Annotated in this window: 13 protein-coding genes and 1 rRNA gene; 6 read left to right on the forward strand and 8 right to left on the reverse strand. The window is 52.6% G+C overall.

Annotation, left to right across the window (positions count from 1 at the left end):
* Positions 1-1,379, forward strand: a 1,379-nt coding sequence (glnG, locus tag ACWYRJ_RS19045; RefSeq protein WP_455508431.1) for a nitrogen regulation protein NR(I), incomplete at its 5' end; no start/stop codon positions are given.
* Between the two features lie 110 nt (positions 1,380-1,489).
* A complete protein-coding gene (locus ACWYRJ_RS19050) occupies positions 1,490-1,600 on the forward strand; it encodes a YshB family small membrane protein (RefSeq protein ID WP_023333898.1) in 111 nt (36 codons plus the stop codon).
* Between the two features lie 100 nt (positions 1,601-1,700).
* On the opposite strand, the gene hemN is transcribed toward ACWYRJ_RS19050, so the two are convergent.
* Both hemN and yihI read right to left on the reverse strand, forming a co-directional pair.
* Entirely contained in the window at positions 1,701-3,074 is a 1,374-nt protein-coding gene (gene hemN, locus ACWYRJ_RS19055) for an oxygen-independent coproporphyrinogen III oxidase (protein ID WP_455508432.1), read from the reverse strand.
* Between the two features lie 188 nt (positions 3,075-3,262).
* Positions 3,263-3,778 (reverse strand): Der GTPase-activating protein YihI, encoded by a 516-nt coding sequence (yihI, locus tag ACWYRJ_RS19060; protein ID WP_455508433.1) that lies wholly within the window; start codon positions 3,776-3,778, stop codon positions 3,263-3,265.
* A 578-nt stretch (positions 3,779-4,356) separates the two neighbouring features.
* Here yihI and yihA point away from each other — a divergent pair.
* Positions 4,357-4,986 carry a ribosome biogenesis GTP-binding protein YihA/YsxC gene (gene yihA / locus ACWYRJ_RS19065; RefSeq protein WP_111963937.1) on the forward strand — a complete coding sequence of 210 codons (630 nt, stop codon included), beginning with the start codon at positions 4,357-4,359 and terminating at the stop codon, positions 4,984-4,986.
* A gap of 97 nt (positions 4,987-5,083) precedes the next feature.
* On the opposite strand, the gene ACWYRJ_RS19070 is transcribed toward yihA, so the two are convergent.
* Positions 5,084-5,131 carry a spot 42 RNA, inhibition of DNA synthesis gene (locus ACWYRJ_RS19070; RefSeq protein WP_071892919.1) on the reverse strand — a complete coding sequence of 16 codons (48 nt, stop codon included), beginning with the start codon at positions 5,129-5,131 and terminating at the stop codon, positions 5,084-5,086.
* Between the two features lie 166 nt (positions 5,132-5,297).
* On the reverse strand, positions 5,298-8,090 hold the full coding sequence (gene polA / locus ACWYRJ_RS19075; RefSeq protein ID WP_455508434.1) for a DNA polymerase I: 2,793 nt from the start codon (positions 8,088-8,090) through the stop codon (positions 5,298-5,300).
* Positions 8,091-8,530: 440 nt separating this feature from the next.
* Between polA and ACWYRJ_RS19080 the strand changes: the two genes are divergently transcribed.
* Positions 8,531-9,439, forward strand: a complete 909-nt coding sequence (locus tag ACWYRJ_RS19080) for an acyltransferase (RefSeq protein WP_455508435.1) — start codon at positions 8,531-8,533, stop codon at positions 9,437-9,439.
* A 23-nt stretch (positions 9,440-9,462) separates the two neighbouring features.
* Here the strand turns inward: ACWYRJ_RS19080 and dsbA are convergent, their stop codons facing one another.
* From dsbA to ACWYRJ_RS19095, 3 genes are all read right to left on the reverse strand, one after another.
* On the reverse strand, positions 9,463-10,086 hold the full coding sequence (gene dsbA, locus ACWYRJ_RS19085; RefSeq protein ID WP_045285687.1) for a thiol:disulfide interchange protein DsbA: 624 nt from the start codon (positions 10,084-10,086) through the stop codon (positions 9,463-9,465).
* A 26-nt stretch (positions 10,087-10,112) separates the two neighbouring features.
* Complete coding sequence (locus ACWYRJ_RS19090; RefSeq protein WP_455508436.1) at positions 10,113-11,099, reverse strand: serine/threonine protein kinase; 987 nt, start codon at positions 11,097-11,099, stop codon at positions 10,113-10,115.
* A 75-nt stretch (positions 11,100-11,174) separates the two neighbouring features.
* Positions 11,175-11,444, reverse strand: coding sequence for a YihD family protein (locus tag ACWYRJ_RS19095; RefSeq protein WP_008501866.1), 270 nt, complete (start codon positions 11,442-11,444; stop codon positions 11,175-11,177).
* Positions 11,445-11,512: 68 nt separating this feature from the next.
* Between ACWYRJ_RS19095 and mobA the strand changes: the two genes are divergently transcribed.
* Both mobA and mobB read left to right on the forward strand, forming a co-directional pair.
* Positions 11,513-12,097 carry a molybdenum cofactor guanylyltransferase MobA gene (gene mobA / locus ACWYRJ_RS19100; RefSeq protein ID WP_455508437.1) on the forward strand — a complete coding sequence of 195 codons (585 nt, stop codon included), beginning with the start codon at positions 11,513-11,515 and terminating at the stop codon, positions 12,095-12,097.
* Positions 12,094-12,597, forward strand: coding sequence for a molybdopterin-guanine dinucleotide biosynthesis protein MobB (gene mobB / locus ACWYRJ_RS19105; RefSeq protein ID WP_455508438.1), 504 nt, complete (start codon positions 12,094-12,096; stop codon positions 12,595-12,597). Before mobA ends, mobB begins: the two co-directional genes overlap by 4 nt.
* A 99-nt stretch (positions 12,598-12,696) precedes the next feature.
* Here mobB and rrf read toward each other — a convergent pair.
* Positions 12,697-12,776: ribosomal RNA gene (gene rrf / locus ACWYRJ_RS19110) — 5S ribosomal RNA — on the reverse strand; the annotation flags it as partial.

The following is a 12,776-nucleotide window of genomic DNA, read 5'->3' on the forward strand; positions in this document are numbered from 1 at the left end:
ATAGCTCCATCCGTTGGGTGCTTGAACGCGCGCTCACAGGGGCAGGATTAAGCTGCACGACGTTTGAGAGCGGCAGCGAAGTGCTCGACGCACTCACCACCAAAACGCCGGACGTTCTGCTGTCGGATATTCGCATGCCGGGCATGGACGGGCTGGCGCTGTTAAAGCAGATCAAACAGCGCCATCCTATGCTTCCGGTCATCATAATGACGGCACACTCCGATCTGGATGCCGCGGTGAGCGCTTACCAGCAAGGGGCATTCGATTATCTGCCCAAACCGTTTGATATCGACGAGGCGGTGGCGCTGGTCGAGCGCGCGATTAGCCACTATCAGGAGCAGCAGCAGCCGCGCCACGCGCCCGATTTTGGGCCAACCACCGACATCATTGGCGAAGCGCCGGCGATGCAGGACGTGTTTCGCATTATTGGCCGTCTGTCCCGCTCGTCCATCAGCGTCTTGATTAACGGCGAATCGGGCACCGGTAAAGAGCTTGTAGCGCATGCACTGCATCGCCATAGCCCGCGGGCAAAAGCCCCGTTCATCGCCCTGAATATGGCGGCGATCCCGAAGGATTTAATTGAGTCCGAACTGTTCGGCCATGAAAAAGGGGCATTTACCGGCGCAAATACCATTCGCCAGGGGCGCTTCGAACAGGCTGACGGCGGCACGCTGTTCCTGGATGAAATCGGTGATATGCCGCTGGACGTTCAGACCCGCCTGCTGCGCGTGCTGGCCGACGGGCAGTTTTATCGCGTGGGCGGCTATGCGCCGGTGAAAGTGGACGTGCGTATTATCGCCGCGACCCACCAGAACCTGGAGCAACGCGTGCAGGAAGGAAAATTCCGTGAGGATTTATTCCACCGTCTGAACGTCATCCGCGTTCATCTGCCGCCGCTGCGTGAACGTCGGGAAGATATTCCCCGCCTGGCGCGTCATTTTCTGCAGGTGGCTGCCCGCGAGCTGGGCGTGGAAGCCAAGCAGCTTCACCCGGAAACCGATGCCGCTCTAACGCGTCTGGCGTGGCCGGGCAACGTGCGTCAGCTGGAAAACACCTGCCGCTGGTTAACCGTGATGGCTGCCGGTCAGGAAGTGCTGATTCAGGATTTACCGGCCGAACTGTTTGAGGCGACCGCGCCGGAAAGCAGTAGCGGACACGCGCTGCCGGACAGCTGGGCGACGCTGCTGGCGCAGTGGGCCGACCGCGCGCTGCGTTCCGGTCATCAAAACCTGCTGTCGGAGGCTCAGCCTGAGATGGAGCGTACGCTGTTGACCACCGCGCTTCGTCATACGCAGGGTCACAAGCAGGAAGCCGCTCGCCTGTTAGGATGGGGTCGCAATACCCTGACGCGCAAGCTGAAAGAGCTGGGAATGGAGTAATATCCGCCCTTGTGTAAAGGTCATTAATTGAGCGCAAATTGCCGTTATTTTGCGCTTTACTGTTCCGATGAGTTTTGTATGATCGTGCCCGGAAATTGGGGGTGAACATCATGCTGGAAACAATCGTGAATATGCTCTCTAGCGGAGCCGCTGAAAGCCACACGCCACAAACAGCCGTTGCGGCTATGTTGTGCGCGGCGCTGGTTGGGCTGTTTAGCTAGCGAGTTGGCGATGAAAAGCCGGGTGACGCTTCGCTTACCCGGCCTACATTTCGCACTTTTGTAGGCCGGGTAAGGCGAAGCCGCCACCCGGCATTACAGTTTAAATCACCCGCGAGAACTGCTGCATTCGCGCTTTCTGACGCAAATACGCGTCAAAGCACATGCAGATATTACGGATCAACAGACGCCCTTTCGGCGTGACCTCAATCCCGCTCTCTGACACATCCACCAGCCCGTCTTTCGCCAGCGGCGCCAGAAGCTTCAGATCTTCCGCGAAATAATCGCTGAAGTTCAGCGCCCACTGCGCTTCCACATCGCTGAAATCGAGACGGAAGTTGCAGATAAGCGCCTTAATCACATCGCGACGGATACAGTCATCACGCGTTAACGCAATGCCGCGCCACAGCGCGTTGCCGGTCTCATCAACCTGCTGGTAATACAGCTTCAGCTCTTTCTGGTTCTGCGCGTAGCAATCGCCAATCATGCTAATGGCGGAGACACCCATTCCCAGTAAATCGGTATCGCCCTGGGTCGTGTATCCCTGGAAGTTACGGTGCAGGACCCCTTCGCGCTGAGCAACGGCCAGCTCGTCATCCGGACGGGCAAAGTGATCCATGCCGATAAACTGATAGCCGGTGTCGGTCAGCGAGGTGATGGTTTCCTGCAGGATATCCAGCTTCTGCTGGGCAGAAGGAAGATCGGCATCTTTGATTTTGCGCTGGGCGGCAAAGAGCGTTGGCAGATGCGCATAGTTAAAGACGCTCAGTCGGTCCGGGTTAAGTTCAGCCACGCGCTTCAGCGTGAAGGCGAAGCTTTCCGGCGTTTGCTTTGGCAGGCCGTAAATCAGGTCAATATTGGTCGAGGTGAAACCAATCTCACGCGCGTGGTTGAGTAAGGCAAAGATAAATTCTTCGTCCTGCTCGCGGTTCACCAGACGCTGAACCTCTTTATTGAAATCCTGTACGCCCATGCTCAGACGGTTGAATCCTTCTGCGCGTAAATGATCCAGGACATCCAGCTCAATTTCACGCGGATCGACTTCGATCGAGATCTCAGCGTCAGCATTAAAACTAAAATTGCCGCGCAGAAGCGCCATCAAGCGGCTTATTTGCGCTTTGTTCAGATAGGTTGGCGTACCGCCGCCCCAGTGGAGCTGGCTCACGTGACGGCCTTTAAACAGCGGCGCGCGATGCACAATTTCCTGTTCGAGCGCATCAAGATACTGGTCGGCTTTATGCTGCTGGCGGGTCACGATTTTATTGCAGCCGCAGAAGTAGCAAAGCTTGTGGCAGAACGGAATATGGACGTAGAGCGACAGCGGACGCTCAGGATAGCGCGCGACAGCCTGCTGGAAATCACGCTCTCCGAAGGCATCGGAGAACTCCAGCGCGGTGGGGTATGACGTATAACGCGGCCCGGAATAGTTATATTTCTGGATTAGGGCCAAATCCCAGTCGATAGTTGATGCTGACATGCTCACTCCTTCCGTTGGTGTCGCGTTCGTATACGGCGGCCCGTTCTGACCCCATTGCGGGCCATCATTCGGGTGCGCAGCCACTTCTGTCGCCGCGACAACCGCCGTAGTTTAACGAATAACAACACCAGATAACATATAACCGGAAGGGTTATAAGCAGGACTATCGTGCCTGCCGGGTGCAAATGTTAGTTTCCACCCTTCAGAAGACGCATCATATCTTCCTGCTTCTCGTCTTCTTCTTCATCTTCGTCATCGTCGTATGACAGGCCCAGCTTCTGCATCAGTTCATCAATACGATCCAGTTTGGCATCCACCCATGACTGCTCTTCAGCGGTCAGGGTTTCACCCTCTTCAAGACGTTCCAGCAGCGCGTCCAGGCGCTCATCGTTCTCCAGCAAATCCAGCTCAGCCTGCAGTGAAAGCATAGGTTTCTCGCTCTTTGGTTTGTGCTGCTTAGTGACCGGGGTGTCTGTCACGCCCAGTGGAATGGGAGTTTTACTGCCGATACGAGGATCTTTCTGCTGCTTGCCTTTTGCAGAAGCGCCCGCTGCACCACCACCGTTGGCACGGCTACCCGCAGCATGACCGCGATGTTTTTTGTCGCGTTTGCGGTCGCGCGCTTCCTGGTTCAGTTCTTCGCGCGTTTTGCGGCGTGCTTTTGCAGGGCGTTTCGCGCCCGCAGCGGAGGTTGGTTTTTTCATGATGTTTTATCTTTAAGTCGTTTTCTTCAGTATAGAATTGCGGCGAAATCTAGCAGAAAGCAAGCAAAGAAAAAAGGCGACAGAGCAATCTGTCGCCTTTTTTCCTGACTCACAACCCTTAGCGGGTCAGACATTCCATGTTTGCCAACAACAAACCCTGTTTATCCCTTGGCTAATACCGTCCGTGATACGGTTCCATTTCCTTTTAAAACGCCTCCAGGCGCTGGTCGTCCTGACAATCCTGCGTCTTCGCCTCCTGGCGCTCCTGACCCTAATCCTTAAGTCGATTTCCTGTTGGCTTCCTCGCCCTGACGCACACTTTACCTTGTTCCGTTAAACTAACAAGCAACGAAACGGTACAAAAAAGGATTTTCAGACAATTACCCGAAAATAAGCTTATGATTTAAAACAGTTTGGATTTTTTGACGCCTGCGAATTCTCTGAAATATCCCAGGGCATTACTGGCCGATCTCTCACACTGCCTGAGGCATTTGCCTACAGGTCATTAGCAATCAGAAAAGCCTTTTGCCTGCATTCGGGTATAATCCCCTTCAGATTACGATTTTGGAGACGACCACGTGACTACCTGGAACTACCAACAGACGCATTTTGTCACTAGTGCGCCCGATATTCGCCACCTGCCTTCTGATACCGGTATTGAAGTGGCCTTTGCTGGCCGCTCAAATGCGGGGAAATCCAGCGCCCTGAATACGCTGACCAATCAGAAGAGCCTGGCGCGTACCTCAAAAACACCTGGCCGTACCCAGCTGATCAACCTGTTTGAAGTCGCAGAGGGCAAACGCCTGGTCGACTTACCGGGCTACGGTTACGCGCAGGTACCGGAAGAGATGAAAATCAAGTGGCAGCGTGCGCTGGGTGAATACCTGGAAAAACGTCTGTGCCTGAAAGGTCTGGTGGTGCTGATGGATATTCGTCACCCGCTAAAAGATCTCGATCAGCAGATGATCGACTGGGCTGTAGCAAGCGATATCGCCGTACTGGTGCTGCTGACGAAAGCCGATAAGCTGGCGAGCGGCGCGCGTAAAGCGCAGGTGAATATGGTTCGCGAAGCGGTGCTGGCGTTCAACGGTGATGTACAGGTTGAGCCGTTCTCCTCGCTGAAAAAGCAGGGCGTGGACAAGTTGCGTCAGAAACTCGATACCTGGTTTAGCGAGCTGGAACCCGCGAAGGAAGCGGAAGAAGAGTAATACCGGGCGCGGCAATGTCCGCGCTTTTTTTGCCTGAACATTTCTTTGCCGCAATAAAAAACGCCCCAGTCATTACTGACTGGGGCGGCTAAAATATTCAGCCAAATCCGATTACGTGAAGTAAAAGGTCTGAAAGATAGAACATCTTACCTCTGTACCCTACGCCGATAACTCTACCCCTTTTTGTGCTGCAGAAAAAGCACTTTTTGTAGTTTTTTTTCATTCTTTACATAGGGAATTCTAATGATCGTCACAAAACGCGCGTTCTAATGTTGCAAACTTACATAAATAGCGCGTTATGCGAAGAATCGTTAGTGAGCCTGATCCCAGTTTTCACCACTTCCCACTTCCACCAGCAACGGCACATCAAGCGTCATGCTGCTTTCCATCAGTTCGTGGATCTTCTTCGACACGGCGTCGAGGTCGTCCTTGTGCACTTCAAATACCAGTTCATCGTGTACCTGCATGATCATTTTCACGCGAGGCTTCTCTTCTTCCAGCCAGGCATCAACGGCGATCATTGCACGCTTAATAATATCCGCCGCGGTACCCTGCATCGGGGCGTTGATCGCCGCACGCTCTGCGCCAGCGCGGCGCGCCGCGTTGCTGGATTTGATGTCCGGTAGGTAGAGACGGCGGCCATCCAGGGTTTCGACGTAACCTTTTTCCTTCGCCTGCGCGCGTGTGCGTTCCATATATTCCAGCACGCCCGGATAACGCTCGAAGTAGAGATCCATATACTTCTGCGACTCTTTACGTGGAATGTTGAGCTGGCGTGAAAGGCCGAACGCGCTCATGCCGTAGATCAGACCGAAGTTGATCGCCTTAGCACTGCGGCGCTGTTCGTTGGTCACGCTGTCCAGCGGCAAGCCGAAGACTTCCGCCGCGGTTGCCCGGTGGATATCCTTCCCTTCGGCAAACGCGGTAAGCAGGCCTTTGTCACGGGACAGATGCGCCATAATGCGCAGTTCGATTTGCGAGTAGTCAGCAGAGACAATCAGATAATCCTCTGGTGCGATGAAAGCCTGGCGAATACGACGGCCCTCTTCGTTACGTACCGGGATGTTCTGCAGGTTGGGATCGGTTGACGAGAGACGACCGGTCGCCGCGACAGCCTGATGATACGACGTGTGCACGCGACCCGTTTTCGGGTTGATCATAAGCGGAAGCTTGTCGGTGTAGGTCGACTTCAGCTTCGCGAGACCACGGTACTGCAGAATCACTTTTGGCAGCGGGTAATCCAGCGCCAGCTCTTCCAGGACCTCTTCAGAGGTTGACGGTGCGCCGCCAGGGGTTTTCTTCAGCGGCTTGATGCCCTGCTTTTCAAACAGAATGGTTTGCAGCTGCTTCGGTGAAGAGAGGTTAAACGGCTCGCCTGCAAGCTCATGCGCTTTTTGCTCAAGCTCGGTCAGACGCTGCGCCAGCTCCCCGGAGTGGTTATGCAGCACCGTTGGGTCGATTTTCACGCCGTTGCGTTCAATGCGGGATAGCACGGGCACCAGCGGCATCTCGATATGCTGGAACACGTTCAGCGGACCTTCGTGCTTCTGCAGTTTTGGCCACATCTTCAGATGCAGCTGCAGCGTGACGTCAGCATCTTCCGCCGCGTAGCGACCCGCCTCTTCAAGAGCAATCTGGTTAAAGGTGAGCTGATTTTTCCCTTTACCGGCAATCTCTTCGAAGGTAATCGTTTTGTGCTTTAGCCAGCGGTCAGATAGGGAATCCATATCATGGCGGCCCGCGACGCTGTCCAGAATATAGGATTCGAGCATGGTGTCGAAGGCGATCCCACGCAGTTCAATGCCGTAGTTTTGCAGAATGCCGCGGTCGTACTTGAGGTTTTGCCCAACCTTGAGCGCCTTTTCGTCTTCCAGGATCGGCTTCAGCAGCTCAAGCACGCGTTCACGGGAGATCTGCTCCGGCGCATCCAGGTAATCGTGCGCCACAGGAACGTAGGCTGCAATACCCGGCTCTGTCGCAAATGACAGGCCAACCATATTGGCAGAGATGTTATCGAGACTGTCAGTTTCGGTATCAAAGGCAAAGACCGGCGCCTTTTTCAGCTTCTCGATCCAGGCGATCAGCTGTGACTCTTCAAGAATGGTTTCGTAGTTGTCGAATGAAAGCGCCACGGCTTCTTCTTCAGCCTGATCTTCTGCTTCAACAACAATCGTCTCCTTCGGCTTTGCAGTAGGTTTGGCCCCTTTTGCCTGTAGCCATTTACCGGCTTCCACGTCAGTGATCCAGCGCTTAAATTCGTATTTCTTAAACAGGCTCAGCAGATCGTCAGCAGAAGGCTGTTGCACCTCAAGCTGCTCACAGCCCAGCTCCAGTTCGACATCGGTTTTGATTGTAGCCAGCTTATAGGAGAGATAAGCCACCTCTTTGTTCTCTTCCAGTTTTCCGGCCATGGTTTTTGCGCCACGGAAGGAGAGGCCGGCTATTTTGTCTGATTCCGCGTAGAGCTTATCCAGCCCGCCCAGCCCCTGAAGCAGCGCCTGCGCGGTTTTCTCACCAACGCCAGGGACACCCGGGATGTTATCCGAGGAGTCGCCCATCAACGCGAGGAAGTCGATAATCAGCTCAGGCGGCACCCCATACTTAGTGACAACCTCTTCAGGCCCCAGAATGGTGTTGGTCATGGTGTTAATCAGGGTGATACCTGGCGTCACCAGCTGCGCCATATCTTTATCACCGGTGCTGATCAGTACAGGACGACCCATCTTTTCTGCTTCACGCGCCAGCGTACCGATGACGTCATCGGCTTCAACGCCAGAGACGGCCAGCAGCGGCAGCCCCATCGCTTTTACCATGGTGTGTAGCGGCTCAATCTGCGCACGCAGATCGTCAGGCATTGGCGGACGGTGAGATTTGTAATGCTCAAACAGCTCATCGCGGAACGTTTTGCCTTTCGCATCAAAGACCACAGCCGCATGGGTTGGCTGGTATTGAAGGATCAGGCTGCGCAGCATGTTCAGCACGCCGTACATTGCGCCGGTGGGTTCCCCTGCGCTATTGGTCAGAGGAGGAAACGCATGGTATGCCCGATACAGGTAAGAAGAGCCATCGACGAGAATAAGAGGGTTTTCTGGGATCTGAACCATAATGTCCGTGCCTTTAATAAATTTATGGGTAAAGGATGCCACAGAAGGATGAAAACATCAGTTATTAGCGCCTGATACAGGAAAAGATTTTGCGATCGTGAGGATCGCTCGCAAAATTCAAACTGTGGATAAGTTTGTGCATACTTTCACTTCATATGAATAACAGACACAAAAAACACATATGAATTATTTTTTAGATCTTAATTATCATGCTGTTATGGCATTAGATCTTATCTATATGGCCAACCGATGGCAATTTAGTCTATGTGGATATAAGCCTTGATAAGCGCGGAATCACAGTGAAATCGTCTACGACAGGGTAAAAGCGGCCAAATCATCACATGAAAGCGCCATTAATTTGTCCGTTTTCTGGTAAAATCAGCGCCCAGCGTCGAATAGCCGGCCGCTAACTTACAGCTAACTACCTGAAAAAGCTCATCATGTCGAGATTGCTCGCTGCAATAACATTACTGTTAAGCATCATTTTAACTATTCTGGTGACTGTCGCATGTTCTGTGCCAATCATCGTAGCCGGGATCATTAAACTGCTGCTGCCTGTCCCTATGGTGTGGCGAGCCGTGTCCGCATTTTGTAATTTCATGATGTACTGCTGGTGCGAAGGGCTGGCGATCCTGCTGTGCCTGAACCCGCATCTGAAGTGGGATATCAAAGGACTGGAGAGTCTTAACAAGAAGAACTGGTACCTGCTGATCTGCAATCACCACAGCTGGGCGGACATCGTGGTGTTATGCGTGCTTTTTCGCAAACACATCCCGATGAACAAATACTTTCTGAAACAGCAGCTCGCCTGGGTGCCTTTTATTGGGCTGGCCTGCTGGGCGCTAGATATGCCCTTTATGAAACGCTATTCGCGCAGCTATTTGATTCGTCATCCCGAGCGTCGCGGCAAAGATGTGGAGACCACGCGCCGTTCCTGCGAAAAGTTTCGCGCGCATCCAACGACCATCGTGAACTTTGTTGAAGGTTCCCGGTTTACGGAAGAGAAGCGCCAGCAAACTCGCTCTCCTTATCAGCATCTGTTGCCGCCAAAGGCAGCGGGGATTGCGATGGCGCTTAACGTGCTGGGAGCACAGTTCGATAAACTTCTTAACGTCACGCTCTGCTATCCGGAAAACGACAAAACGCCATTCTTCGATATGCTCAGCGGCAAACTTACGCGCATTGTTGTGCGTGTCGATCTGGTCCCGATAGATGCCGGGCTGCACGGTGATTACGTTAACGACAAGAATTTCAAACGTCGTTTCCAGCAGTGGCTTAATACGCTCTGGAAAGAGAAAGACGAACAGATAGGCAAAATTAAATCTTCATACAAAAACGCCGGTCAGTGACCGGCGTTTTTACATCAGCGAAATTACTTCTTCTCGACCAGGTATTTCACGGTATCTGCATACTGCTGAACGAAGATATCCATGCTGCTGGTGTCCATGCCCTGCATGTTCAGCTGATATTTGCCGTTAACAAACATCGCCGGAACGCCCTGAAGCTGGAGGTCAGCAGCCGCTTTTTCCTGCTGAGCAACCAGTGATTTCACTACGAAGCTGTTCCACGCGGCATCATACTCTTCACCTTTCACGCCGGCATCAACGAACACTTTACGGATATCCGCAGTGGTCTGAACGGTCTGTGTTTTCTGTACGGCTTCAAACATTGGCGAAGTGATCTTATCTTCCACGCCCAGTGCCATCGCCACCGCCCATGCCTGAGTCAGGTCTTTACCCAATGGCCCCAGGAACTCGACGTGGTACTTAGTCATTTTTGTGCCTTCCGGCAGCTTTTTCTTCACGTTGTCAGAAACATGCAGCACCTGCTCGAACTGATAGCAGTGTGGGCAATAGAACGAGAAGAACTCCAGAACCTGTGGCTCGCCAGCGACCGGCTTGTCCAGCGTGATGTACTGTTTGCCGTCGGTAAACTGCGCAGCAGAAGCGCTAAATGCCAGAATCATACCTGCCAGCGCCAGCCAAATTTTTTTCATGATTAACTCTCTCCTGGGTGTGTCCATTAATACATCGGCGTTAATTGCAGAGGGGGCTCCTGAAGAACCTTAACCTGCTCAGTAAATGTAGATATCTGGCTACGCCAGTAATCCTCTCCGGTAAGCCACGGGAAATTGCGAGGAAATGCCGGATCGTCCCAACGCCTGATTAACCATGCGAGATAATAAACAAAACGCATCGCACGTAAAGGCTCAATAAGGGCAATTTCGTCTGAATTAAACGGGCTAAATTCTTCATAAGCTTCAATAATGGTTTCAAGCTGCATGCGCTGCTCGGCTTTATCGCCATTGAGCAGCATCCACAGGTCCTGAACCGCTGCCCCCATGCGCGCATCGTCGAGATCGACAAAGAGCGGGCCGTCACGCCAGAGAATATTCCCGGCGTGACAATCGCCATGCAGGCGCAGGACGGAAATATCATCGCGCCAGCAGGTTTTCACTGCAGCAACAAGCTTATCGGTGGCGTTGAAGAAATCATCCTTTAGCGCTGCGGGGATCATTGCAGACGTTTCGAATACTTTGCGCGGTTCAAGAAGGTATTCCTGAATCCCGATAGTCGGGCGGGCAATAAAGGCTTTTTTGCGTCCCGTCTGGTGTATACGCCCAAGATAGCGGGCAACCCACTCCATCTGATCGATATTATCCGCTTCAAACTGGCGACCACCCAGGCTCGGGAATACAGCGTAGTAAAACCCTTCGTGCGTGAGGAGTGTTTGGTTATTGAATTTCAGCGGTGCGGCAACGGGAACATCGTCATCCAGCAGATCGTGAGCAAACTGATGCTCTTCCTGAATTTGTTCTGCGGACCAGCGTTCAGGACGATAGAACTTTACAACGAATCGCTGACGATCGTCGTCCTGAAATTGATAGACGCGGTTTTCGTAGCTGTTTAACGGTGTTAGCCCGGAATCCACCCGAATACCCTGTTCAAACAGGGCATCCATAATGGTGTCCGGGTGTAATGTCTGGAAAGTAAAAGCCTGGTCGTTCATCCGATCATCCGGAAATTATACGAATGATTCAGGATATCATCTTGTGGCGATTTCGGTGCCGCCGCTTACAAGCTTTTACTCTTTAATTACGCCTCGTGCGCGCAATAGTGCGGTCTTAAAATCTTCCTCATAATCTTTCTGAATACCAGGAATAACAGCATCTTTGGCAGAGTCGCGCATTTTAAGGTGGTAGATCAGGATGTCGTCAGAAAGGTCAGCCAGATCGCCGTCAAAACCTGACTCTTTCGCCAGTTTCTGTAAAAATTGCATCAGATTTAGCTCTGGCTCTTTTTGCCAGGCGGGCTGGAGGAGTTCAATAACTTCATTCAGACGTTTACATTTCATGGTGGTGCTCCTTTCATTTAGAGTGACACGTTAGCAGGGTCAATCCCACAATAAAAGAGGCGATATTCGTGAATCTTAGCCAGGAAATCATCGGGGTCGTTCTGGCAGGCGGCAGAGCAACGCGAATGGGCGGAAAAGATAAGGGGCTTCAGCTACTTAATGGAAAACCCTTATGGCAGCATGTCGCCGATACGCTCTCAGGCCAGGTGTCGACAATGGCCATCAGCGCTAACCGGCATATCGACACTTACCGAAGCAGCGGGTACGCCGTCTACCAAGATATCGTTGAGGATTACCCAGGACCGCTGGCCGGTATGCTTTCGGTCATACAACAGTCTGAAGGAGAGTGGTTTATCTTCTGCCCCTGCGATACCCCGTTTATTCCGTCCTGTCTTGCCGAGCGTTTATTACAGCTTCGCAGTACAGCTCCTGTGGTTTGGGTACATGATGGCGAGCGTGACCATCCTGCTATCGCATTGATGCACCGATCGCTAGCGCCTGCTCTGCAGAGCTATCTGGCTGGGGGAGAGCGCAGGGTAATGGTCTTCATGCGTGAGTCTGGCGGCCATTCCGTTGATTTTAGCGATGTAAAATCAGCGTTTGTGAATGTGAATACGCATGAAGATTTGCAGATGATGCAGGAGAAAAAATGATACCTATTTTAGCCATTTCCGCATGGAGTGGGACCGGGAAAACCACGCTGCTGAAAAAGCTCATTCCTGCGCTATGTGCCAGAGGTATTCGTCCAGGATTGATTAAGCATACGCACCATAATATGGATGTCGATAAACCGGGAAAAGACAGCTTTGAGCTGCGTAAAGCGGGTGCCGCGCAAACGATAGTGGCAAGTTCTCAACGCTGGGCGTTAATGACAGAAACGCCGGACGAGGCGCCGCTGGATCTCGCTTATCTTGTCAGTCGGATGGATCACTCCACCCTGGATCTGGTGCTGATTGAGGGATTTAAGCATGAGGCAGTGCCTAAGATCCTGCTATTCAGAAGCGATGCCGGGCATGATTTTAGTGAGTTAACGCTGGATGAGCATGTGATTGCGGTGGTCAGTGATGTTGTATTGCCACTTGAAGTTCCGGTACTGGATTTAAATGATGTGGATGGGATTGCGGAGTTTATTATGGACTGGAGTGCGATCTGACTTGCCGGGTGGCGGCTTTGCCTTGCCCGGCCTACAAAATTCGGTGGTTCCGAAACGCAAAAAGGCCATCCTTTCGGATGGCCTCTTCACTTGTTTGATGCCTGGCAGTTCCCTACTCTCACATGGGGAGACCCCACACTACCATCGGCGCTACGGCGTTTCACTTCTGAGTTCGGCAT

The organism is Enterobacter sp. (assembly GCF_977039595.1).